The following is a 23,746-nucleotide window of genomic DNA, read 5'->3' on the forward strand; positions in this document are numbered from 1 at the left end:
ACGATCGACCGACTTGGCCTATGCGGCAGGCTTCCCGACCAGCCCGTCCGGGAGTCACGGTTCGATGGCGTTGTCATTGCGCCTGTATGGGATGAGGTAAGGCAATTCCGCTTGCGCGACCGGAAGGATCAGGCGCAGAATAAAATCATGAACCCCATTTCCACCTCCAGTCGCGCTCGGGAGCGCTTTCTCGAAGCAATCCTTCAGAGTGCCATCGAATATGCGATCATCGCCCTGGATCTCGACTCCCGAGTGATCACCTGGAATGAGGGTGCCCGCCGAATTCTCGGATGGGATGAGACCGAAATCGTCGGCCATCCCGTGGCCGTTATTTTCACTGAGGAAGACCGCGCGGCGGGCATTCCTCAACGGGAAATGACCGCCGCACTGACCCAGGGCCATGGAGATGATGAGCGCTGGCACCTTCGAAAGGACGGCTCGTTATTCTGGGCGTCGGGCCAGATGATGGCGTTGAGATCGGATGATGGCGAACTCGAAGGCTTCGTGAAGATCCTCAGGGATCGAACCGAGCAGCGGGAAAATGAGGAGCGACAGCGCGTCCTGATGCACGAACTTTCTCACCGCATCAAGAACACGCTGGCAGTCGTTCAGGCGATCACCAACCAGTCATTCCGGAACGCCGCCAGCATCGAAGCCGCGGAGCAGTCGATCTCGTCGCGCATCAAGGCATATGCAAACGCGCACGATATTTTGCTGCAGAAGAACTGGTTATCCGCAGCCGTCGATACGATCATCGAAGCGACCGCGGTGAATCTCGGCGTTGAACCGAGCCGCATCAAAGCAAGCGGTCCGGCAGTCAGCCTGAACCCGCAAGCGGCTCTTGGCTTCGCCCTCGTGCTGCATGAGCTTGTCACCAATGCGACAAAGTACGGGGCTCTATCAGGGGATACAGGAACTGTCGAGATCGAGTGGTCCGTGCGCAAAAATGTCGGCGACGATCGCTTCAATCTCCATTGGCAAGAGAGCGGTGGCCCAGCCGTGGAAGCCCCAAAGAAGAAGGGCTTCGGCTCCCGCTTGGTCAATACGAGCCTGTCCGCTTTCGGAGACGTCTCGTTTGACTACGCCGCAACCGGCTTCAAGCTCGACCTCGAGGCATCGCTTCAGAAACTGCAATATCAAAATTGTCCGGATCTTGAAGTATGAAGAGATGTCAAATGCTGCCCCGAGGCTCCGTGTCGTCGCCGATGCCAAGATCAGCGAAACAACTGGCCTTCATGCGCCTACTCGGCCTCAGCCTCTTCGATCTCCTGAGGAGACAGGTGGTAGATGACGAGTTTTTCGACGACGTATTCCAGGTCCTGGTCCATCCTGAGAAGGTCGGTTGATTTGCCCAGGTGGCCGCATTCACCGAGATAGTCGAAGCACATACCCCACACCGCATTGCGAAGCTTAAGAACCTTCCTCGTCGTCTCCGGCGAGAAATATGGTTCTTCACTGAAATCGAGGGCATCAGACACGTCCCGCGCTCGCCGCGACATAGCGTCCGACGAGACCTCGAACCATCTTCCGCGAACACTTCATAGCACTGCCTGCAACGTTCTACTGCAATCTTCAGTACATCATTAAGCGAGATGTCTTGGTCGTGTCTGAACAACACCGTAGGCATGCCGGATCCTCCGTATTCGAGATGGAATAGAGCGCCTCAGGAATGTTCCCATTTCGTTCCTTTCAAAAAAGGAGTCAGGGGCGCGCTTTTTTCGATGGTCGTCATAAGGCGCTCACTATCCAACGGGTCCACCGGATTTCGTCGGCTATGCCTTGCACCATGGTCTCGGCCTCGGAGGACAGCTCTTGCGGCCGCAGACGAATGGTACTGCAAGGCCTTCGCTGATCAGAATGCTGCCGACATCCTTCCCGTCAACCAACAGCATCCCGAAAGGGCGCCATGGTTGCATTTCTTCGTACCTTCGGTGTCCGGCGGACAAAAGCACGCGACTTTTCTCAGTTCGGTGCTGCCGCCGGCAACCAGCTCTCGAAGCCGCGCCAACGCCCGCTCGCCCTGTTGGCGCTCATATTAGCATTGGGGCGAGAACTTCTCCGGCGTGTTGAAGCCCACCAAACGTGTTCCGGCGGCATCGCCAACGACGTGTACGGTGTCTCCGTCGGTCACCGTGAATTCCTGGGCCACAGATGTCCTCGCTGTGCCGGAGTTGACTGAAATTGCCCTCCCAAATCGGATACCTGCTGTGCGACGGCCACAGCAGCAACGATCAGGAGCCCAATGGCCAGCCGTCTGCCTGCTCTACCAAAACTGGGGACGAACATTTTCTTGGGCTGGTGGCGAGATCGGGGAAAGGGAACGACCGCGGATTGCGATGGGGCGGGCCGAGCGCGCTGCCTTAGAATCTCGAAAGTCTTTCGCCACTGTTGAGAGGCGAGCATTTCCGCCAGAACGCTCAAGGCGAGCGTGGATGTCGGCAAGAAACGTTCGCTGCCAACCCGTCAAGTTTTGACGTTGCAGTGCCGCTTCGATGTCGTGTCGCAGGTTTCCAGCCGGTTCCATGGCTCTATCGCTTCGTGCGGATAATCACACCTAAGCAGGAGGACCGGAAGAAATTGTAAACTGCAACCTCATTCAGCGACCAGGGACGGATTTCAGCCCATCGCGGGCGTGAATTGGCCGCTACGGGTCGTAGCGGCGCCGGCGAATTATTGCACCTCATAAACGCCTGCGTTATCAGCAGCGTCGCGCAGCCCCTTAAATGACGCGTGCCGCAGCTTCCCGTCGTGCGTCCACGCTCGATATTTGATCTCGGCAACAAGCTTCGGATCGACGAAGACCGCATTTCACTTCCGTCCGTATCGACAGGGGGCTTGCCGATGGTCAGTTTGTCTATCTGTTTCCGGAACTCACCCGCAGAATATTCGCTGAAGCCGGTTCCCACTCCCCCCACATACCAGCTCTTTTCCTCTGCGCGGCGAGCAGCAGCCGCCCAATGCCCGCAATGACGCCGTCGACTTCTCATGCCCAATGATTAAAAAGCCATCGCTCTGGACACATTTGATCTTCACCCAGCCGACCGGGTCGATAGGTGGCGTCCCTTCGCTTGGCGATGATCCCCTCAAGCCCGTGGTCGCAGGCGATGCGCAGGAGAACCTCTCCGTCCGTCTCGATCTCCTCGGACAGTCGAAGGGCGTCTTCGCCGCCTGCCGGCACCAGCCCTTCCAGAAGATGGCGTCGCGAGGCGAGTTCGGTTCCAGTGAGGTCGTGGCCGTCGGCTGGAAGCTGTCGATCGATTAAGAATGCTCAGGGCGAAGCCTGGTTATGCAGTCAATCGGGCAGGTCAGTGAACGGCAGCCGACGTCGGCGCGTTTACACGTGTTGCCCACCTGCCGACATAGGTGCCGATGAGCAGCGTCGTGACATCCTCTAACGATCTCGCGCCTTCGTTGAAGAACTCGATGGCGGCCGAGCACAAGGTTTGCGACGCCTGGTCGTCGGGTTCGACCTCGTAATAGCGGTACCAAGCCTGTACCGCTTCCGAAAGCATGCGGAAGTGTTTGTCGTGCGTTGGCATGTGACATCCTCCAGCTATCGACATAGCGGAGGAGCGATCTACAACAAGACCTCAGTCTCCAACTCTTCGGGATCCTGACGGCGGTCGTTCCCCACTCAAAGGACGCCACAGTCGAGAACGGTCACACCGCGCCACTTGGCGTATTCAAAACCGCCGAGGCTCTAATCGCCGCCGGATGAAAATTCAGTGGCAGGTCACCTCTTCCATCCCTTGGTGTCCACCTATTTGGGTGGACACCTCATGCCAAAGCTCACTCAATTGCAGAAGGTGCGGAGAAAATCGCGCTTACGATCGTTCAGAAAACATTGCCTGTTTTTGGAGGCGCAGGCGGTGTTTGGCCGGGCCATTAACCAAGTACCGGTTTTGAGGCATTCTCTCACTCAACTCACCCAGCTTCACCGCCAAAACTGCATACGTTGGAACTCAACCACTGCCCAATATGGTCATTGATTTGCGGCACATTCAGAGCGCCAAGACAGCGCCCTTTTGCGTGACAGTTAAACTCAAACGGATGTCGGTGGCCGAGAACCCAGCCATCACTGCAAATTCCCCCGCCTCTATCCGCCAACGCCGCTCGGTCGTGTCGAAGAAGGCAAATGTTCGGGCGTCAAGTATGAAACGCAACCTTCGTTTCTCACCGGGTTCCAGGGCAATTTTCGAGAAGGCTTTCAGCTCTTTAACCGGTCTGGGTATAGATGCTTCAACATCGCCGACATAGATTTGCACCACTGCCGAACCTGGCCGCTCGCTGATGTTGGTCAATTCCAGTGTCACTGTCACCGCGCCGGCAGCGTCCGGTAGCCCTACCGTCAGGTCCGACATCGCAAAGCTTGAATAACCGAGACCATGACCGAACGGGAACAGCGGCTTAATGCCGTGGCGGTCGTAGTGCCGATAACCGACGAACACACCTTCGTCATATCGCACATGGCCGTCCTTACCTGGATAGACCGCGTCATCCTCGGTATGTGTGGGGTTGTCAGCCCAGCGCACGGGGAAGGTCTGTGCCAGTCGGCCCGAGGGCTCGGCCTTGCCGAGGAGCACATCGGCGATCGCGTTGCCAGCCTCCTGTCCGGGATACCAGCATTGCAGTACTGCACGAGCACCGGAAAGCCAGGGCATTTCCACCGGTCCACCGGTTTGTAGTACGACGATCGTGTTCGGATTGGCCGCAATTACCGCCTCAACAAGCTGGTTCTGCAGACCGGGAAGTGCAATACCGCGAAGATCGGAGCCCTCGGTATCCCAGTCGCCCGTTCTGCCCACGAAGACTACCGCATGATCAGCCTTTGCCGCGACGGCTGCTGCCTCGGCAATCTCCGCTTCGGCCGAAAATCTGCCTATTCCTACCCGAATTGCAGCGATATAGAGGTTGACGTGGTCGTGCCGGGCGTACTCGGCGACGACCTCGTATGTACGGCCGGCTTCGAGCGTGATTTCACCCACGACCTCTTCGCAGCCTTCTTCAAAGAATGTGGTACCACGTATCCAGGAAGCCCAAGCGTCCACCACAAGTCTGCCGTCCACATAGACCCGGCCAAGCCCGGCCGAGGTTAGTCCGACGCGATAGATGCCGGCTTCCGAGGCTGTGAAGATGGTGCGCATTCTAGCCGAAAAGCGAAGGGGATCGACAAAGCCCTCGGCCACGGGGGGCAACCATACACCAAGGCTCGACGGTTCCTCGACGACCTTCACCGGTTCGCCAGCTAGCTCCCTTCCTTGGAAAAACTCGAAGGTTGTGGGGTTTTCGATTAGCGGCTGAAACCGATAATTGTTGCAACCCTGAGCGTAGCACAGATTCTCCTCACCCAGCGCGTCCACCAGCCCCTGCCACGGACTGATGACATAGTGAGGGTTCAACTGCGCCGAGCCGCCTCCCATCACCTGCGCGACCTTAGCATTGGGTCCAATGATGGCGACCATACCTTGCTGAGCCAATGGCAGGACCCCGTCATTCTGTAGCAGAACTGCGCTTTCCGCTCCCGCGCGCCTGATCAATGCCCTATGTTCCGGTCGATCAATGGCGTACTCCTTAAACTCGCGATGATCGTTGATAGCGCCGGTGCGTTCCATCAAAGTCAGGATATTGCGCACACAGGCGCGGATCGTCTCGACACTAACCTCGCCGCCTTCGACCGCAGCCAGTAGCTTGGAGCCGCGATCGCGAGTCGGGCCCGGCATCTCCAGATCCAGCCCGGCATTCACGGTGGGTGCGGTCGAACGCGAGCCGAACCAGTCCGACATCACCACGCCGTTAAAACCCCAGTCACCGCGCAGAACCTCGTTCAACAGCCAATGGCTTTCCGCCGTGTAAGTACCGTTTAGCTTGTTATACGAAGACATCACGGCCCAGACCTTTGCCCGCTTCACCGCCGTCTCAAAGGGTATCAGGTAGACTTCGCGCAGCGTGCGTTCATCGATATCTGAAGAGATGGTTGTACGTTCAATCTCGGACTCGTTGCCGACGAAATGTTTTATCGTGGCACCGACTTTCGTGGACTGCAGACCTTCGATATAGCCGACTGCAAGTTCCGCCGTCAGGATCGGATCCTCAGAGAAGCACTCAAAGTTGCGGCCGTTTGTGACGCTACGCTGGATGTTAACGGTGGGGGCTAACGAGACGTGGGCACCTTTTGAAAGAACCTCGTCACCTAGGGCACTGCCGATTTCCTTGGCTAGATCCGGGTTCCAACTCGCTCCGATGGCGATGCCCACCGGGAAAGCCGCTGCAGTCACACCTCCGACAAAAGACCCCGCCCCGCGGGCGCCGTTGGGGCCGTCGGTCAAGCGCAATCTCCCTATCCCTAGGCGGTCGATGGGCGGTAAAGACCAGAACGTATCGCCGGAAAGTAGCGAGACCTGCTCCGCCAAGGTCATATTATCGAGTAATGCTTTCTTATCAATCATCTTCTCTGCTTCTTGAATCTCGATACTTACCTGTCCCAGATCGGCATCTCGAGATGCATATTGGGGAAGCTGGTGATCTCGGCGCCATGGAGCCGTCCATCCATAAAAAGGACGCCCGTTTGTTCATCAAGGCGTCGCGTCCCGCCGTCGCGAGGACGACGACATGTTCGAAGCCTTCACATAGCCGAGATGCGGTCACCGCTTTCCATTGAAAACAAGGGACATCGCGGCAATCGATTTCAGCAGTGAAAGTTGTGCCGGCTGCGGCAGCGCCGGTTCTGTTACGGAGTTATTCCTCCGCAAGTTTGTGAGACAGTTTGAACCTTAGCAAGCTTTATCAGACAATCTGTTGACAGACAACCTCGGTCGCGCAGCTTTCGTGTCGTCATTGATGATTCGATGCTTCCCTCGGAGGCGGATCCCGATTGATGAAGTTTCTTCGCCGCCTATGGACAAGGATCGACCACAATGGACAGGCTGTTGTCCCGTTTCCGGCTACAGAGTAATCATTTTCGTACTGTCTTTCATAATCAGCATTTGCGCGGTGGGGTTTTCGGGGCACTACGCCGCGGGTCTCCTACAAGGCCGCCTGGAAACCTCGAGCGAGGTGATGCAGGTGCTCTCGGGTTTCCGTGACGTCTCCGCCTCGTCCGTCTGCATCGCCCTCACGCCGTGCTTGAATCCTCCCTACATATGCAGGCATTCCCGGTTGATATCGATCCAGATTGTCTGAGAGCTACCAGTATTCGTTGATCCTGCCGTTATAGCTTTGCCTGCTCGTCTGCACAAATTTAGATATCGAGAGATCAAAAACGGGCGCCTGGAGGAGAGCCGTGGCAGTACCGCATTCGTACCGGCTGGTCGTGTCAGACAGCCGAAGACTTGCGGATTCTCTACCATCATGGATGGCCTCCGCTCAGAGAGGGATCGGAGGCTGTCACGTATTTTTTTCCGCTTTCGGCATGTTAAAGGATGCCAGGCGATCTTGCTGCCAATTATTTTTCTGGCTGCGAGCGACCGCTTTCTGCCGGCACTCAAATTCCCCTGGTGAAGCAGGGCTATCGCATATGAGCGATGATAGAGATGAGGAACTGATCGTCCCACCCTGCGTTCTTGATCTTTCGACGAATGGAGGCCTTATCTGGATGGGCTCGGATGAGGTTGAGGGCAATCTTTCGTAACAGAGCAATGTTTGCCGGTCCGTGATCCTTACGGTTTCTGGCGGCATCCTCGCGGAACTGGACGTCGAGCACCCAGTGCAGTTTGTTTTCGATCTGCCAATGAGTTCTGGTTACCTCGATCAGGGCGGCAGCCGACATGATGGTGGAGAGCAGGAAGTAGCGGACATGGCTGGTCAGACGGCCATCGGCATGACGGCTTGTGGCCTCGACGGATCCGATGGCCTGCAGGCCGGGGAAGTCGATGTCATTGACGGCGACGATGCAGGCACGGCGTCTTTCGCAGCGGTCATGGTCATTCTCGGCGGCGGTCTGGACGCCGAGTGGCTCGACGTCGTCCAGACGAGCAATCGTCTGTGCCAGGAGGCCGGGCTGATTGGCCTTCAACGCCAGGGCATAGTCGCCGCCGGCGGAAAGGATGGCATGAGCGGTATCGGCGCGGCAATGCAGGGCATCGGCGGTGACGATGGCACCTTCCAGCGACAAAAGCGCAAGCGCATCGAGCGCCCCTTGGACCTCGTTGCGGCCCGGCGCGGTCTGTTGGCCGATGACCAGGCCGCAACCGGCAGCCCAGACCTTGACGAGGGGCAGCGGCGGCGCCTCGTACCGCCTTGCCGTCGACCGCCACCACGCCTTCCATGCCCTTTGCAAAGGCTTCGGTAAAGCGGCTTCGAAGGCAACCTGATTGAGGCAGCGGAAAACGGTGGAGAAGGTGCCATGGCCGGCGATGCCATAGGGCAGCGGCACGATCGTCTTGAGCCACTTCTTTTTGGAAACGCCGAATCGGCCATGTCGGCGCAGCTTTCGGCGCCGCAAACGATCGCGGCAATGGCAATGAACAGGATCGACATCAGCGGATGACGTGTGTTGCGCCCCGAGGGTCGGGCAGATCTTTTAAAACAGGTGGCAAATCGATTCATCCGAACCTCCAAATTATCGGAGAGTTCTTGAGTCGATTTGCCTCAGCAAAACAACTCCTTACCATCCATGTGCGATTCTCCTGCCTGGTGAAGCTGTCTCGTCTGGTCGTCACTTCAATCGCCCGCAACCGGCGCCTTAAGGTAGTCGAGAAACGTCCGGAGAGCGGACGGCACCTGTCGATGCGAAACGTAGTATGCATGAAAACCCGGCCCGGTAGAGGTCCAGTCCGGCAGCACGACTTCGAGTGAACCGGCCGCAAGTTTGTCCTCGACCCGGGCCTGCAGGCAATAAAAGAGACCGCCTCCCTCCTCCGCCATGCGGATAGATAGTTCCGAATCTCCGAGCGTGAGAAGTCCCGGAACGTCGAGAGAAACCATGCGATCGCCGTCGCCAAGTTCCCATTTGCAGAGGTGATCTGTACCGGTTCGGATCCGGATGCACTCGTGCGTCAAGAGATCTTCCGGCCGCGCGGGCCGCCCTCGTTCGTTGAGATAGGCCGGAGAACCGACTACGATCCATTCGAGTTCGGATGTCAGACGCGACGCGATCATCCCCTCGGGAACCGTTCCCCCATAACGGATGCCCGCGTCAAAACCTTCGGCGACCATATCGATGAAGCGATCCTCGACGCTGACTTCGACCTCGACATCTGGGTAGCTCTTGCGAAAACTGTGCAGTCGAGGAGCGATCAGCAGCTCGGCGGCGTCACGCAGGGTGGTCACTCTCACTCTGCCCGTAGGCCCGCTCCTGAAACTGTCTAGGAGATCCATCGCAGCTTGAATGCCGAGGAAACGGGGCTCCAGTTCGGCAAGCAGCACTTCGCCGGCGGCGGTGAGACTGATGCTCCTGCTTGTCCGATGAAACAGACGGACGCCCAGACGGGCCTCCAAACCCCTGATCGAGTGGCTGAGGGCAGACCCGGAAACGCCGCGAAGCGCGGCGGCCTTTCGGAACCCCCCCGCACGCGCGATCGCGACGAAAGTTTCAAGGTCGGCCAGATCGGCCCGCGTTGATACCATGAGTTATGGATACTCGCACTTGTACTGAAAAAGATCGCCCTTGCCGGCGCCGACCTTGCTTCAGGCCGGCCGGCACCTTCAATCCTTATTTAACTGGCCCTGTATTTGGTATGTGATGGCCGAGGAAGCAGTCAAAAATTTGACCTAGTGATCCATGTTGGATCCTGCGAAGGACGGCGGAGATGGCCCGGTCGCTGAAAAACGAAAACGTCCGGGATTAGATCGTCATGCAATGAAGATCTTCGTGTCCACAGCCACGAGAGACGGCACCGGTTGGTTCCGCGAGGCGGTCTAACAGTCCCGGAGGTTCTAGTTCTGAGCTCTCGAAAACGCGGGCTACCAGTCCTGCCGGGTTGGATGGACGAAATGTCGTTGATCGTGATCTCCGGGGGCTGGTCTAGTGCATAGACCACGGCTTCAGCCATCGACGACGGCGGAATACCCTGCTTGTTGAGCTCTCCGGCGATCTTTCTGCCCGTCTCGTCATGAACCTTGTCGGCCCAGCCGGTATCGATCACGCCAGGGCTGATCATAGACACTTGGATCCCGCTACCCACGCCCACCTCCTTCCTGAGGCTTTCGGTAATACCGCGTATGAAGAACTTCGTGGCTCCGTAAACCCCTGCCGCCTCGCCGACATGAACGCCGGCGATAGAGCTCATATTCAGGATGCGGCCGGACCGGCGCTCCAACATCGACGGCAGCACCGCGGCGATCGCATGCAGATAGCCACGCAGATTGGTATCGATCATCTTGTTCCAATCGCCGACGGCGGCATCCTTCCAATAGGAAAAGAGCATGAGGCCGGCATTGTTGACCAATATATCGACCGGGCCGTACGTCGTTGTGGCGAACGCGACGAGGGCCTTGGTACTCTCAAAATCCGTGGCATCAGCAACCTTGTAGCTGGCAATACCTCCCGAACCGGTGATGTCTTCGACGATCTGACTGAGGCGTTCCTCATTGCGGCCGGCAAGGACGACGCGCGCACCTTTTTCCGCCAATCCTCTGGCGGTCGCCGCTCCAATGCCCGAGGAAGCCCCTGTGACGATGGCGACCTTGTTTTTCAGATGTGACATGACGTGCTCCTTCACTGCGGTTGGGTCAATTCGGCTTGCCGCGCGGCTTTGACGGGCTCGGGGGTCGTCCGGTTTTCCAACACCTGGCGCTTGGTTTCCTGATCTCCGCCGACGATATGGTCGATGCCGTTCATGAGAGCCTCGAACCCCTGCTGGGCGACGAGCGTCTTGTCGTTTTTTTGTTGGCCACCGAGCTTCGTACCGCCCATTCCAGCGTTCGCGTGGAAGTCGCTGTTGGTGGCGCCCGGAAGGAGTGCCGTCACCGTGACCCCGGTCGAGCGCAACTCCTCGCGCAGACGCGAACATATAACCAAATGCCTTCGACGGGCCGTAAACGGTTTCGTATGGCGTGGGCAGGGTCGCCGAAACCGAGGAGGTGATGAGAATCCTGCCGCGGCCGTTCTTGACCATATGTTGGACGACGCGTTTGGCCATATGGACGGTCCCGGTTACATTGATCGCAAGCAGGCGAAGCTCATCCTCGAGATCGTTATCGACAAAGGCGCCGCCAATACCGATACCGACGTTCAGAGCCGCGGCTTCCAAGGGGCGCCCCAGCCCGTGCGTAAAGGTCCAGAACCTCTCGACGCCATCGTACGTCGAGGCATCCGCTTTGAACGGATATGCTTCGGCATCAAGGCTTCGTAGCGCATCGGCGGCCTCGTTCACCTTGTCGCTTGAGCCTGAAATGGCGACATCGAATCCATTCTTGGCGAATTGTTTGGCAAGCTCGAAGCCTATTCCAGATGAGCCGCCCGTGATCATTGCGAGTGGTTTATTCCCTGTCATGATTTCACTCCTTTGGTTTGGTCAGCACCACGATCGTCTCGAGGCGCTGGTGACCAAATGCCCGTGGAGCCGATTGGTTACATGAGCAAAATTGATCGGGGCGGTGAGTGAAAATCATCCACCGATCTGGCAGGGACCAGGAGTGCGTTACCTTTTTGGTCCCGTCCGCGGTCGAACTGGCCAGGCATTCCCTACGTCACGAAGGCCCTTGAGTGAACACGGCTCATCGGTGCGTGCGATCCCGCTCACTTCAAGTAGCCGTCGCGCTACCCTATTCTTATAGTGCGATCGAACGGTCGTTCGCAGCCCGCGGATATGATCCGACGACCCAAGCGCCCGAGTAGCGTTGATGGACTTCTCTGCGCTGGTGCCATCGGCCGGCACGCTTCTCGGAGAAAAATTCCACGGCGACGGCTTGTCCGGCACACCTTCCAGCGGTGACGGTCCAATGACGGGAAAGACAAAAAATGAGCGAGAGAATGAACAGCGTCGTTGCTCCTGGCCGCGTTGCGGTCATCACGGGAGCTGCGAAGGGCATCGGCTTGGCAATCGCGAGGGCTCTCGCGGCCCGCGGCATGAAGCTCGCGCTGCTGGATCTCGACGCCGACGCACTTGAGGATGTTACTTCGACACTCGACACGGACATCCTGATCGTGAGCGGCGACGTATCAGATTTGTCGGCACTGACCAGGTTGCGGGACGAAACGATTTCGCGGTTTGGCGACGTGGCCGTTCTAGTAAACAACGCGGGCATAACGCAAGGAGCCGGCCCTTGGGACAATCCTGCAAAGTGGCGACGCCAGATCGATGTAAACTTCCGAGGTGTTCAGGCCGCGCAACACGTCTTCGTGCCCTACATGATCGAAGCCGGTCGCCAGTCGGCCGTTGTCAACCTCGGCTCCAAGGAAGGTATTACGACTCCTCCAGGTAACGCCGCATATTCGGTGGCGAAGGCAGCTGTCAAAGTCCTGACCGAACAGCTGTCGCACGAGCTTCTGAAGGAGACGGGAGGTCGTGTTTCGGCTCATCTCCTCGTCCCTGGCTACACGTGGACACCCATGAACATCGCACTCAAGCCGCAGGGCATTGCGAAACCCGATGAGGCATGGACCGCAGAGCAACTGGTGGAATACTTCCTGGTCCGTCTGCTCGACGAGAATTTTTACATCATCTGTCCGGATAACGCGGTTACGTCTGCGATCGATGCCAGAAGGATCCGCTGGGCGGCCGACGACATGATCCTGAACCGGCCGGCGCTTTCACGCTGGCACCCCGACTGGATGGATAAATTCGCAGCCTGGTTGAAGGCAGGTCACTGACGGTGGAATGTTTGTAGAGGAGAGTAATCCAATGCCCAGACCCTATGTAATCTGTCACATGATGTCGCCGCTGGATGGCCGATTGATCGTCAATGATTGGGCCGAGGCAACCGGCCATTCGGTCGATGAGCTCGTGAAGATCTATGACGGCCTGCATGAGAAGATCGGTGCCGACGCCTGGCTTTCGGGAAGAGCGACGGGAGAAGAGTTCGCGGACGCCGTCGACCGCCCCTATCAAGCAACCGGCACAGCCGCGCGACCGATCCATATCGCCAACCCGGACGCCGGCGAGTTCGCTGTCATCGTGGATAAGGACGGTCGGCTACGCTGGGACAAGAGCGACATTGACGGAGCTCACCTTGTGGTCCTGACAGGATCTGACGTGGATGATGCTTACCTGGCGGGCCTCACCCAGGCTGGCGTTTCCTATATCGTCTCGGAGAAAGATGGCGTCGATCTGAAAAACGCGCTTGACCTTCTTGGAACCGAGTTCGGTGTGAAGCGCTTGATGCTGGAAGGCGGGGCGCAAACCAATGGCCATTTCTTGAAGGCGGGTCTTGTTGACGAGGTCAGCCTGGTCATCTTCCCTGCGATCGGAGGCAAGTCGAATACACCGGCCATATTCGAGGGCGGCGAGGATGGGCTTGCCGGCAGGGCGAGGCTCACGTTTATCAGCGCCGAAGCCGCTGGCCTCGGCTCCGTGCATCTGAGATATCGCGTTGGACGTCCATAAGAGACGTCCATAGGAGAAGATTGTGGAAGGGCTCCCTCCTGCCGTCGTCGAAATGATCGTCGAGGAGCAGGGCGCGATACTCCTGAGCAAGCAACCTTGTTTCGAGATCATCGCGCAGCGCAGAGAGCCGGAAGAACTGGCGTAGTCTGCCCGTGGTGTCTCTCCGATTAGGCGGTGTGATGAACGGTATGTGACGCCGACATTAATGCCCGCGGCGGTGACCGCGATATGAGCGTCAAGGCGTTGCTCGAGTGCAGCTCGACAAACAAACAAGGTGAGACGCGTATTGCCGCACGTAACGATGCTCCCCACAAAAATGTCGGGCCTACTACACCTGCTGTCAGGTTTGTCAGGTGCGCGCCATGGTGCTGTTCCGCCCGACTTCCTACCGCGCTCTCGTGGAAGTCCTTGAAGCATAGGCACAAGATTCCTTCTGAGGCTCGATCCGGCCAGAGTGGCATGAGTCTTGAAACTTTCTCGTCGCGCGGCGGCAGCTGTCTTCTCCCGAGAAAGCGCGCGAGTCAAAGTCGAATTGCAGGTGAACGCATGGTGACGCAGTAGAACTTTGTGGATGCGGTTCGACCCGGGGAGAACAAAACTCCGGGCAGAGGTTTGGGAGGGTTGTTTGTCTGTGTCTGACAAAATTGCGATCTTCGGTATGGCGAGCGTTTTTTCGGTCACCCATGCGCTATTCGCAGTCGCTCAAGAGGCCAGGGCCGTGACTAACCCCCTGGCCTATATGCTGCAACCTATCACAAAATCCCAGGGGATGCTGAAAACCTTCGAACAAAGCCGGGAGACATTTCCGGGCGAGGTTCTGCTCGATATGAACGCTACCTATCTCGACCGACAGATCTACAATCCGGCCACGGCGCGCTACGACCACGTTAAACTGCGCGGCTATCAAGACGCCCGCCAGACCGGCTTATCCGGTGCCGACACGCCATTGGTTGGACCGACCATCGATCTACGGCCCGGTCAGACGGTGCGGGTAACGCTTCACAACCTGTTCCCTCAGGATTCCACCTGCGGCATCGGCGGTGGCAGTGCCAATACCCCCCATTGCTTCAACGGTACCAACCTGCATTCGCACGGTCTCTGGGTAAATCCGTCTGGCAATGGCGATAATGTGCTGATCTCAATCCGTCCCGGCGTTTCGTTCCAATATGAATACAACATCGCCGTTGAGCATCCCGCCGGCACCTTCTGGTATCACCCACACCTACACGGATCAACCGCATTGCAGGTGTCGAGTGGCATGTCCGGGGCGTTGATCATCCGTGGCGATCGCATGCCGACACCGACCGAGACTGGCGATATAGACCGCCTATTGAAGCAGCCGGGCGGCTCCGATATCGCCGAACGGGTTTTGGTGCTACAGCAGATTCAATATGCTTGCACCGATAACAATGGCGACATCACTTATGATTGCCAGCCAGGACAGGTGGGCGGCATCGAAAGCTACGATCAGTTCGGACCTGGCAGTTGGCCGGCTTCGGGCCGCTTCACCAGCGTCAACGGCCAGGTGCTTGGTCAGTTGGCATCAGCGGAGGCTGGCTCGGTCGAGCGGTGGCGGATGATACACGCCGGGGTTCGCGACACCATCAATTTCGAAATCCGGCGCAAGACCGGGACGACCGCGTTCCGCACGCTTGCGGCAGCGGACACCGACAGATGGATCGACCAGAATTGCGGCAAGGATACTATTCCGTATGGGGTGGTGGCCCAGGACGGGCTGACAATGGCGCAGGTGCAGATGCGGCAGCAAGCGATCCTGCAACCGGGCTACCGCGTTGACGCGCTGGTGGTGTTGCCAGGAGCGGGTGACTACTGCATCATCGATGGCGCCGCACCGGCAGCGGCCAGCGTCAACCAGGAGGCTCCAAGCCGACGGCTTCTCGGCATAGTCACTGCAGTAGGCGGCCATGCCGTCAATGGCGAGATCGGCACCTATCTTCAGGATTGGCTGATTTCGGCGGCTGAGCGCACGATGTCACAGAATGTCGCCGGCAAGGTTATCGATGACCTCAAGAACGAGATGTCGCTCTCAAGCTTTATTCCCCATCCGGACATCGACGCGGGCGAGGTCACCGGCGAGCAGCAACTGGTGTTTAACATCGATGTGAAACAGCCGGGTGCCACCTTCTTCGAGGTTGACGGCAAACCTTATGATCCCAACCGCATCGACCGGACGTTGCCGCTGAGCGGAGTCGACGAATGGACGCTCCGCTCGGATTTCGTCAGCCACCCATTCCATATCCATGTCAATCCGTTTCAGATCATCAAAATTGTCGATGCGGCCGGCAACGATGTCAGCGCGCTTGGCGCCGATGACGACGGCGATCCGCAATATCCAGGCTTGAAAAATGTCTGGAAGGACACGCTGTGGATCAAGAATCCCGGCACCGATCCGTCGGCGCGCTACACGATCACCGTGCGGACGCACTACCAGCGCTATATCGGCGAGTTCGTTCTGCATTGCCACATCCTCGATCATGAGGACCAGGGCATGATGCAGAACATCAGGATCACCCTGCCGGACGGCCAGGGTGGCACCGTTTCCGGCCATCATTAGGGCGTCGATCGCCATTGGGAGGAACTATGAGCTTCACTGGCACTTGGAGTTATCGCAGCCTGATCAACAATCCCGATTTATCGGTTGATTTCAATGCACTGGAATTTGGCCAGGGAACGCTGGTGCTGACCGAGTTGGCTCGGCGCAAGGTCGGCGGAACCATTGGTGGGCCCGGGTGGTCGCTGGAATTGACCGGTACGGTGCGTCCGGGAGACCCTGTCGAGCTGCAATTCACTGGAAAGGGCGATGTGGCCGGCGAGACCTGGATCTACAGCTATCGCGGCTACATCGTGCCGAACTGGCCGAATGGCGTCGATCAAAGGGACGCCATTGTCGGTAGCATCGTCCGCGACGTCCCGCATTCGCATGGGGTCGCCGCAGCCGGCTACGTTGCCTCCTGGTATGCCGTGCGACAGTGATGCTCCAGCATTTGCCGCAGCTCGAAGACATTCGGATCAACATTCACCGGCCAGGGTCTAGGTCGACGGACCGATGCCTCACATTTGAACCGCGTGCTCTGGCGGTTCAGCGGGATGTGCTGCCCGAACTTGTCGAACACGATCGTCGCCAGCAACTGAGGGCCGATGAAGCCGCGCGGGCGTCGCATGGAACGGTGCGGGAGCCTGACTGATCGCCTCGCAATCGCGGCAGGTAAATTTCTCGCGCACCGTCTCGATCACCTTGAATCGGCGCGGGATATCCTCCAGCGTTTCCGTCACATCCTCGCCCAGCTTCGACAGCCGCGAGCCGCCACAGCAGGCACATGCCGTCGGCGCTTCGATGACGATGCGTGCGCGCTCGACGTCTTTGGGCCACGCCTTGCGCACTGGACGCTTGCGGGCGAAGGCGCGCACGGACTGCGTTCTGGCCGCGGCCTCTTGGACGCTCAGTTCGTCCTCGGCGGCCTACGCCACGAGCTCTTCGAGCTGCAAATTCCAACTGATCGATCAGCCGCTGCGTGCGCTCGCGGCGCGGCCCGTGCTTCTCGCGCTCCAGCTTGCCGGTCAGCAACTGCAAATGCACGTTGAGCGCCTCAATGCTCGACAGCCGCGCCTTCGCGTTGGCCGCGTCCGCCTCAGCTTGCAGCCGCGCAGCACGTTCGGCCAGCAGCGCCGGATGAGCGCTGGCAAGGTCCGATGGCAGGGTAAGCGGCGGCAATGTCATAACGACATTGAATCAGATTTCTCAACAATTTCAATGCAAAAATTGAGTCAAACCCGGCTGGGGCGCCAGGTTTCCTGCCGTGCGCGCCAGTCAATTCCCTCCAGCGACAACGCATGTTGATGCCCCTCCTGGTGAGGCTGAATGATTCTCAGATCGAGTTGATGAATGGTACGGTTGCGAAGGTCGCGAACCGCGTTGACGACCGCTGGGGAATTTTGGAACAAATATGCTCCGGTTGATTGCTGGTCGATGAGCAGGCGCTTCCGCCTGATTTGAACGTAAATCCAATTGACGGGAATATCGAGCCTGGCGGCAAGTTGTACGGCGCTGAGCAAACTAGGTTCGTGTGTCCATCTGTTGCGCTGTGCCTTTACCTAGATGCCCGCTGCAAGGCGGAGGCGTTGCACAGTGATTGGCAAAACCTTCTCCTCACAATTGGGCGAATGGTGTCCTTCGCGCGTCAGTATTTCAGGCTTCGACATATCCCTGTGTCGCAGACACGGGTATCAGCAAGGTCGATCCACCACGATGTTCAACCTCATACGACGGCGCGAAGTTGCCGCCTCTACGTCCCACCTCACGCATCACATTAAAGGGGCGTCCAAATAACGGATGGCTCGGATCCAGCACCTCGATCTTGTCCGGTGATGATTCGTCAGACTCACAAGCAGGGATATTTCTGTAGACCTTCGAGCAGATAACCGAGCTGCGCCGGTGTGATCACCACCGTGCCGTCAGCGGCTGACGGCCAGATGAAGCGGCCGCGCTCCAGCTTCTTCGTGAACAGACAAGCGCCCTGGCCGTCACGCTAGATAAACCTTCCTCGCTCCAATTTTTTCGTGAACAGGCAGGCCCCCTGGCCATCGTGCCAAACGACCTTGATCAGATCGCCGCGTTTGCCCCAAGGCGGCGCATCCTCGGATGCTTACTTTTGTCCGGAAAGTTTTGGCCGCATTGAACTCATCAAATAAGGATTTGCGCCGCGCGGACGAGCACGCGGCGCTTTTATTCGGCAGGGAAAGCAGCTTCGTCTAAGCCTTTGGCCATATTCGATGAATTCTTGCTCCACAATCTCTGACGGGCCAGCGCCGGCAGGGCAGAGGAGATTAATCCTTCAAGAGGCTTTTGTTCTCAGTCGTCGGCACGTACTGGAAAGTGTCTTGTCCTTGCTCAATGGCCGGACCGGAGCCGCCTTCGTAAGCGAGGTTCCAGCTCGTGACTATCTCAGTGTTGTTGCCGTTGACCTGTGCGTAGCCGGTCCATCCGGTTGCGGAATTGCAGTTCTCCGTCGAATTGTTCCAGCCGACCGAAAATGCGATGAACGTCCCGTTTACCCTTCCTGTTAGCGGATAGGGCGAGTTCTGGCATCCGGTGCCCTGGGCTCTGTTTACATATTGGCCGGAGACATTTCCGAACGAGTCGACTTGAATGATCATCGTCGAGCCGGACTGGTTCTGCCAACTGCTGGAAGCCGATGCGATGCTTGAAAAATCCTTGAAGTTGCTTGCATCGAAAGCAAGAGCTGAGGTTGCTACAGCAAACACAAGTGCTGCAACTGCATTAGTACGGATCATGGTTTTTCCTCCTGATGTGCGCCGACCGTCGGCGATCGTACCGAAGGTTGCATATAAACTCGTAATAATCAATCAATCCGAGTAGCAATTTCCCGGGTTGAGAAAACCGAAAGACGGGCCGCGCGTTGCGTGGCGCGGCCCGAGAACGAGCATCAGGAGTGAAGACTTACACGATGCAAATTACGAACGGGATAGCGCAACGCTAATATTTGACCATCATTGGAACGGACAAACTGCATGGCCGCAACCCCGAGAGCTACCTCACGGACGTCCTAACCCAGATCAAAGATTAACCGGTAGATAGGCTTGAAGACCTGTTGCCGTGGAATATGCTTCCGACGGTCTCCACTGCGCAAAAGGCCGCCTGATGGCTCGTTCGATGCATATCTGCACGATCGAAGACGTGGCCACCATGACCGGCGAGAACCTCGAACTGCTCAGAGAGATCGTATCCATCCGAGCAGGGCCGCGGGATTTTGGGCGCCGCGCGTAGTAACGTCGGTTCATGGAGATCGGATCGAACTGCACGGAGATCGGGTGAGAATCGGCGCCGACGGTACGCCATCACATGACCGCGACAGACCCGATCATCCGCCAACACTTGCCGATCGTGCATGAGGCGATGCATCACGTCACCCATATGACCGTGCGCAACCGCGGCACCTTCGGCGGCAGCGTCGCGCATGCGGATCCAGCGACCGAGATGCCGATGATGACACGGTTCCTCGGTGGGACGGTCATCGCCTCCTCTCAGCGCGGCAGACGCGAAATACCTGCAGCCGATTTTTTTGTCGGATCGCTGGTCAACTCGTTGGAACCGGACGAGTTTGTAATTCGCGTCGAGCTCGACGCGATGAGACCGGATGCCGGATGGGGATTTGAGGAGTTTGCAAAACGCCACGGGGACTTCGCACTCGCTTGCTTTGCGACGACGCTGCATTGTGTAGATGGCAGGGCGTCTGACGTTCGCGTTGGCATGATGGGCGTTGGTGAAACCCCGCTGCGGCTTGAAGAGATCATCGAGGACGGATGTTTCCGAGCCGGCTCTCGATACGGTGGCGGATCGCCTGGCTGGAATCCTCACGCCCAACACGGATATCCATGCCTCTGCAGATTACCGCAGGCATCTCTCAGGCGTCCTTGCCAAACGGGCCCTTCGCGCCGCCTGGAGCCGCGCGAACCACGAAAGGCTTCAAGCAAGATGAGTGAGAAGACGATCACCGTCAGCGTCAACGAAGCGTATATGACGCGCACGATCGAAGCACGAACGCTGCTGAGCCACTTCCTGCGCCAGGATCCTTTGCCTGACCGGAACCCATGTCGGGTGCGAACATGGCGTTTGCGGTGCCTGCACCGTCATTCTCGATGGAAGGAGCGCACGCTCCTGTCTGATGCTTGCAGTGCAGGCAGACGGGAGCGAAATCGAAACCATGGCCAGGGAAGCGTCGATACTCGGACGAATCCAAGAAGCGTTCCGCCAGCATCATGGCCTGCAATGCGAATTTGTAGGCCCAGTTTCATCGTTGGCGATCATCGACCTTCTTCGCCACCATCCGCTGGAAACCGATGATAAGATCAGGGAAGCGCTCTCAGGAAACATCTGTCGTTGTACGGGCTATGAAAACATCGTCAACGCCGTCCGCGAACTGGCTAGCAAGAGAGGACCTTAAGATGAAGATGCATTTTCTCGAGGCCGGCCGCCTTCGTATGCGCCGGTCCATCTACGTCCCTGGGGCGCTGAAGGAAGAAGCGATTGAATTGCCGGTTCACGCCACCCTGATGCGCCATCCCCAAGGCAACGCGCTGTTCGATAGCGGATGCAATCCAGAGGCCGCCATCGATCCAGGCGCGCGATGGGGTGGGTTAAGCAAGGTTATGACCCCGATCTTTTCGCCAGAGCGGACGGTCGTTCATCAGTTGAAGACTCTTGCTCTCGATCCCGAGGACATAGATGTTGTGATCTGTTCACATCTGCATCCCGATCATTGCGGCTGCAACGCGTACTTTCGGCGCGCAACGATCCTCTGCCACGAAGCGGAGGCGCAGGCCGCCACGGCAAGCGGTGCAGAAAATCAAGGCTATCTTCGAGGAGAATGGGACCAGCCCCAGGGTTTCCAGACCTTCAATGCCGAGCATGACGTCTTTGGCGACGGGCGCATCGTCTTGCTGCCCATGCCGGGTCATACCCCCGGAATGACCGTCGCCCGTGTCGAGCTGGAAAAAGATGGTTCATTTATACTCGCTTCAGATGCTGCCCCGCTCCAGGCGAGCGTCGACACCGGTATCGCTCCGAGAAATACTTGGAACATCGAACTCGCCGCAGAGGCACTCGCTCGCCTGAAAGCTCTTCGGGAGCGGGGAGCTTCTATCATTTTCGGCCACGACGACGCGCAATGGCAAGAGTTGCGAAAGGGTGTGGAGTTCTACGAATGAGCCAGCAGGACCATTCCGTCGAGCTGCGGCCCAAACTTGTCGGCAAGCGGGACAAGCGCACCGAAGATCCACGTCTGCTGACGGGTGTTGGTCAGTATGTCGATGACATGGCGCCGCGGTATGTTGCATATCGCATTGCGACGCTCCGACCAGCCACATGCCCGAATCCTGAACATCGATGTCGGCGATGCGTTCTCGGTGCCCGGCGTCGTCGCGATCTATAACGCGAGCGACCTGGAAGGAGAGATCAAACCTGCCATACCGACCTCGCGTATGCCTGGTTATTACGCCACCCCCATATGGCCACTTGCACGCGGGAAAAGGTGGCCGTTCTATCGGATCGTGTCCCAGTACGTGGCGTAGGTGACGGTAGGGAGTAAAGCCGAGCGCCCGCGCGCTTCTCGTTGCGCTGTAGCGGGTGACCGGCTTTGCGGGCGGCCATCAGTGTTTTTCCGCTAGGGTCGGGTTGTTCAAGACCAACCTGACGGAAAGATCACCGATGACCAATGACATGATGAACGTGCGCTCCCTTGTTGAGAAGAGTGCCGATGCAGATTTGTTGCGTGAGATGATCGGTCTTGCTGCCGATCGGCTGATGGAGCTGGAAGTAGGCTCGGCTACGGGTGCAGACTTCGGTGTGAAGAACTCGATGCGGCTCGCACAACGCAATGGCTACCGTGACATCGGGAGACGCGGGCTGGCACCGTCGAGCTTCGCATTCCGAAGCTGCGCAAAGGCAGCTACTTTCCGAGCTTCCTTGAACCGCGCCGCATGGCAGAGAAAGCTCTGACGGCCGTTATCCAGGAAGCGCATATCCAGGGAATCTCGACTCGTTCTGTCGACGACTTGGTCAAGGCCATGGGTATGAGCGGCATCTCCAAAAGCCAGGTGAGCAGCCTAACATCGGGACGAACGCAATCTGCGGGGCGAAGGTGGCTGCGACGGCCATCCTCATCAGCGGCTGGAGATAGATCAGATAACCGCCCACGGTGACAAGGATGCCGATCTGGAGTAGCGGCTCGGAGATGCTGGTCCCAACGAAACTGCCCACCGGTTCCGCTTCCGCAAAGACGATCGACAGCTCAACCCCCTCGAGCGTGGATTCCGATGGCGGCGTCTCGGCCCGATGCAGAACGCGCGCCCCGAGCCAAAGCGTGCTTTTTTCGCCCACCCAGCTTCTTTAGAGGTTGGAGGTGAATTTATCGCGCCCTTCAACACTGCGACCGCGAGATAGAGGGAGACGAGAAAGAGAAGAGACCGGTATGACGCTTGCTCGGTCGCCTCATTGACGATCCGGCGCTGGAGTTCGAGAGGCGCCGCGCCGATAACGAAAAGAGCCAGGGACAGCCCTGCGACCAACGCCTGATGACGCCTTCCCATCAGCCAGATGAAGCCGAATAGTTCGGAGAGCATCGAATCCGTCGCGCCATTTGCGGGACGCGGCCGGACAATTAAATCCTGGAGGGCCAGATGTTCATCGCGCACTCACGGGTCAGAGAGAGCGCTCGACGCGCCCGGTTCGGGAGTCGTCGGATGGCCTCACCAGTAGGACGCTCACGACCGTCCCCACCATGAGGATCAGGATGACGAGGAGAAGCCTCGACACGACGGCGTCTGCGATGACCCTGACAAACATGACGGAAACTCCAGGGACGATTTCATAGTTTGAGAGAGCTCACCATGCGGTATCCAGGGTGATGTTGTTTACCACGCCGCCGACGCCGCGGATGCTTTCCGCCGCCACCCTGGCCGCCGAGCATTCCAGCTCCGTCTCGACCTCTCCCCTCAGGGTCACTGCCCCGTCGGAGACGGTCGCATTGACGATGGGGAACCTTATTTCGAACTCGGTTTCCAGGCGGCCACGAACGGCCGTCCCTAGGGCCTCGTCGCCGGAAGCAGTACACTGCCGTCGAACATCGAGAAGCGCTCGCATCAAGTCGTGACGGCTGATTATGCCGGCGAGTCTGCCGTTCGGTGTTTGATGTCGTGGGCCTGCAGGAGTTCTGCGAGCTGGCTCGCGGTTGCGCTCGGGGCGGCGCTGACGACGGGCGTCGACATCACGTCCTTGACGCGCCAGCTTCGGGCCTTCACATAGTCCGCCAGTGCATCTTCGCGGTCGCGCGTATGCGGTACCGCCCGTCTCGCCCAGGATGACGCCACCCGGCGCAGCAGGTCTCCCCGGTGACGATGCCGGTGAGCCGCCCTTCGCCATCGATGACGGGCACCGCGCCGATCTTGCTGGCGTTGACGATCTCGACGGCTTCCCTGACGTTGTGTCCCTCGTCGAGCGTCGTCACGGGGTCGTCATGATGTCTCTAGCAAGCATCGCGCTGTCTCCTTTTCGATCGGACAATTACGGAGCCAACTTGTTGAGCGCATTGACGTGGATCAAGGCAGACACGAAGCCGCGGGAGGCATCCTTCACGCGTCGTCGTCTCTGAAGCCTTCCGACGAAGTGCGGCGTCAGGCTCGCCCGCATTGCAACTTATTGAGGATCGAGGCGTTACGGTTCGGTC

20 protein-coding genes and 8 pseudogenes are annotated in these 23,746 nt (G+C 58.3%); 13 read left to right on the forward strand and 15 right to left on the reverse strand.

Annotated features, from left to right (window positions below; translation table 11 throughout):
* Positions 1 to 147 precede the first annotated feature (147 nt).
* Entirely contained in the window at positions 148 to 1,164 is a 1,017-nt protein-coding gene (locus tag EFR00_RS26610) for a sensor histidine kinase (protein WP_029532363.1), read from the forward strand.
* Positions 1,165 to 1,241: 77 nt separating this feature from the next.
* Here EFR00_RS26610 and EFR00_RS33170 read toward each other — a convergent pair whose 3' ends face one another.
* The 4 genes and pseudogenes from EFR00_RS33170 to EFR00_RS26635 form a co-directional block, all read right to left on the reverse strand.
* Complete coding sequence (locus tag EFR00_RS33170; protein ID WP_158464442.1) at positions 1,242 to 1,478, reverse strand: hypothetical protein; 237 nt, start codon at positions 1,476 to 1,478, stop codon at positions 1,242 to 1,244.
* Positions 1,479 to 2,670: 1,192 nt separating this feature from the next.
* Positions 2,671 to 3,238 (reverse strand): annotated as a pseudogene (locus EFR00_RS26625) (ATP dependent DNA ligase); the annotation flags it as partial.
* Between the two features lie 67 nt (positions 3,239 to 3,305).
* Entirely contained in the window at positions 3,306 to 3,539 is a 234-nt protein-coding gene (locus EFR00_RS26630; protein ID WP_016737406.1) for a hypothetical protein, read from the reverse strand.
* Between the two features lie 462 nt (positions 3,540 to 4,001).
* On the reverse strand, positions 4,002 to 6,446 hold the full coding sequence (locus tag EFR00_RS26635) for a beta-glucosidase (protein ID WP_016737400.1): 2,445 nt from the start codon (positions 6,444 to 6,446) through the stop codon (positions 4,002 to 4,004).
* A 468-nt stretch (positions 6,447 to 6,914) separates the two neighbouring features.
* Here EFR00_RS26635 and EFR00_RS33640 point away from each other — a divergent pair.
* Positions 6,915 to 7,095, forward strand: a pseudogene (locus EFR00_RS33640) (hypothetical protein); the annotation flags it as partial.
* A 409-nt stretch (positions 7,096 to 7,504) separates the two neighbouring features.
* On the opposite strand, the gene EFR00_RS26650 reads toward EFR00_RS33640, so the two are convergent.
* The 3 genes from EFR00_RS26650 to EFR00_RS34295 form a co-directional block, all read right to left on the reverse strand.
* Positions 7,505 to 8,371, reverse strand: a complete 867-nt coding sequence (locus tag EFR00_RS26650; RefSeq protein ID WP_237353186.1) for an ISAs1 family transposase — start codon at positions 8,369 to 8,371, stop codon at positions 7,505 to 7,507.
* 287 nt (positions 8,372 to 8,658) lie between these two features.
* Positions 8,659 to 9,564: a LysR family transcriptional regulator gene (locus EFR00_RS26655; protein ID WP_004674388.1), complete on the reverse strand. Its 906-nt coding sequence runs from the start codon at positions 9,562 to 9,564 to the stop codon at positions 8,659 to 8,661.
* Between the two features lie 131 nt (positions 9,565 to 9,695).
* Entirely contained in the window at positions 9,696 to 11,432 is a 1,737-nt protein-coding gene (locus EFR00_RS34295; protein ID WP_225884156.1) for an SDR family NAD(P)-dependent oxidoreductase, read from the reverse strand.
* 467 nt (positions 11,433 to 11,899) lie between these two features.
* Between EFR00_RS34295 and EFR00_RS26670 the strand changes: the two genes are divergently transcribed.
* From EFR00_RS26670 to EFR00_RS26685, 5 genes are all read left to right on the forward strand, one after another.
* A complete protein-coding gene (locus EFR00_RS26670) occupies positions 11,900 to 12,751 on the forward strand; it encodes an SDR family NAD(P)-dependent oxidoreductase (protein ID WP_008534165.1) in 852 nt (283 codons plus the stop codon).
* A 7-nt stretch (positions 12,752 to 12,758) separates the two neighbouring features.
* Positions 12,759 to 13,484, forward strand: a complete 726-nt coding sequence (locus EFR00_RS26675; protein WP_225884158.1) for a RibD family protein — start codon at positions 12,759 to 12,761, stop codon at positions 13,482 to 13,484.
* A 22-nt stretch (positions 13,485 to 13,506) separates the two neighbouring features.
* Positions 13,507 to 13,629, forward strand: coding sequence for a hypothetical protein (locus tag EFR00_RS33950; protein WP_009982859.1), 123 nt, complete (start codon positions 13,507 to 13,509; stop codon positions 13,627 to 13,629).
* Positions 13,630 to 14,109: 480 nt separating this feature from the next.
* Positions 14,110 to 16,059: a multicopper oxidase family protein gene (locus tag EFR00_RS26680; RefSeq protein ID WP_016737399.1), complete on the forward strand. Its 1,950-nt coding sequence runs from the start codon at positions 14,110 to 14,112 to the stop codon at positions 16,057 to 16,059.
* 26 nt (positions 16,060 to 16,085) lie between these two features.
* Entirely contained in the window at positions 16,086 to 16,478 is a 393-nt protein-coding gene (locus EFR00_RS26685) for a hypothetical protein (RefSeq protein ID WP_004674379.1), read from the forward strand.
* A gap of 77 nt (positions 16,479 to 16,555) precedes the next feature.
* Here EFR00_RS26685 and EFR00_RS26690 read toward each other — a convergent pair.
* From EFR00_RS26690 to EFR00_RS26710, 4 genes and pseudogenes are all read right to left on the reverse strand, one after another.
* Positions 16,556 to 17,223, reverse strand: a pseudogene (locus tag EFR00_RS26690) (transposase domain-containing protein); the annotation flags it as partial.
* Between the two features lie 47 nt (positions 17,224 to 17,270).
* The gene (locus EFR00_RS26695; protein WP_008534161.1) at positions 17,271 to 17,558 is read right to left on the reverse strand and encodes a hypothetical protein; all 288 of its coding nucleotides are present in this window, start codon (positions 17,556 to 17,558) and stop codon (positions 17,271 to 17,273) included.
* A gap of 326 nt (positions 17,559 to 17,884) precedes the next feature.
* Positions 17,885 to 18,112, reverse strand: a pseudogene (gene tnpB / locus EFR00_RS34300) (IS66 family insertion sequence element accessory protein TnpB); the annotation flags it as partial.
* Between the two features lie 217 nt (positions 18,113 to 18,329).
* Positions 18,330 to 18,797 (reverse strand): avidin/streptavidin family protein, encoded by a 468-nt coding sequence (locus EFR00_RS26710; RefSeq protein WP_004674376.1) that lies wholly within the window; start codon positions 18,795 to 18,797, stop codon positions 18,330 to 18,332.
* A gap of 209 nt (positions 18,798 to 19,006) precedes the next feature.
* Between EFR00_RS26710 and EFR00_RS34305 the strand changes: the two are divergent.
* From EFR00_RS34305 to EFR00_RS26745, 6 genes and pseudogenes are all read left to right on the forward strand, one after another.
* Positions 19,007 to 19,165 (forward strand): annotated as a pseudogene (locus EFR00_RS34305) (transposase domain-containing protein); the annotation flags it as partial.
* Positions 19,166 to 19,365: 200 nt separating this feature from the next.
* Positions 19,366 to 19,584: pseudogene (locus EFR00_RS33660) on the forward strand (FAD binding domain-containing protein); the annotation flags it as partial.
* A 643-nt stretch (positions 19,585 to 20,227) separates the two neighbouring features.
* Positions 20,228 to 20,467: a 2Fe-2S iron-sulfur cluster-binding protein gene (locus EFR00_RS34080; RefSeq protein ID WP_237358375.1), complete on the forward strand. Its 240-nt coding sequence runs from the start codon at positions 20,228 to 20,230 to the stop codon at positions 20,465 to 20,467.
* Between the two features lies 1 nt (position 20,468).
* Positions 20,469 to 21,230: an N-acyl homoserine lactonase family protein gene (locus EFR00_RS26730; RefSeq protein WP_004674371.1), complete on the forward strand. Its 762-nt coding sequence runs from the start codon at positions 20,469 to 20,471 to the stop codon at positions 21,228 to 21,230.
* Positions 21,227 to 21,551: pseudogene (locus EFR00_RS26735) on the forward strand (xanthine dehydrogenase family protein molybdopterin-binding subunit); the annotation flags it as partial. The gene EFR00_RS26730 and the pseudogene EFR00_RS26735, both read left to right, overlap by 4 nt.
* 178 nt (positions 21,552 to 21,729) lie before the next feature.
* Positions 21,730 to 22,130 (forward strand): annotated as a pseudogene (locus EFR00_RS26745) (transposase); the annotation flags it as partial.
* Here EFR00_RS26745 and EFR00_RS26750 read toward each other — a convergent pair.
* The 4 genes from EFR00_RS26750 to EFR00_RS26765 all read right to left on the reverse strand — a co-directional run bounded on the left by EFR00_RS26750 (position 22,081) and on the right by EFR00_RS26765 (position 23,527).
* Positions 22,081 to 22,401, reverse strand: a complete 321-nt coding sequence (locus EFR00_RS26750; protein ID WP_008534157.1) for a hypothetical protein — start codon at positions 22,399 to 22,401, stop codon at positions 22,081 to 22,083. The pseudogene EFR00_RS26745 and the gene EFR00_RS26750 sit on opposite strands and share 50 nt — an antisense overlap.
* Positions 22,402 to 22,722: 321 nt before the next feature.
* A complete protein-coding gene (locus EFR00_RS33175) occupies positions 22,723 to 22,866 on the reverse strand; it encodes a hypothetical protein (RefSeq protein WP_016737394.1) in 144 nt (47 codons plus the stop codon).
* A gap of 39 nt (positions 22,867 to 22,905) precedes the next feature.
* Positions 22,906 to 23,163: a BON domain-containing protein gene (locus EFR00_RS26760; RefSeq protein WP_008534156.1), complete on the reverse strand. Its 258-nt coding sequence runs from the start codon at positions 23,161 to 23,163 to the stop codon at positions 22,906 to 22,908.
* Between the two features lie 154 nt (positions 23,164 to 23,317).
* The gene (locus EFR00_RS26765; protein ID WP_008534154.1) at positions 23,318 to 23,527 is read right to left on the reverse strand and encodes a CBS domain-containing protein; all 210 of its coding nucleotides are present in this window, start codon (positions 23,525 to 23,527) and stop codon (positions 23,318 to 23,320) included.
* Between the last annotated feature and the right edge of the window lie 219 nt (positions 23,528 to 23,746).

It is taken from the genome of Rhizobium sophoriradicis (assembly GCF_003939025.1).
In the GTDB taxonomy this organism is placed as follows: Bacteria; Pseudomonadota; Alphaproteobacteria; order Rhizobiales; family Rhizobiaceae; genus Rhizobium; species Rhizobium sophoriradicis.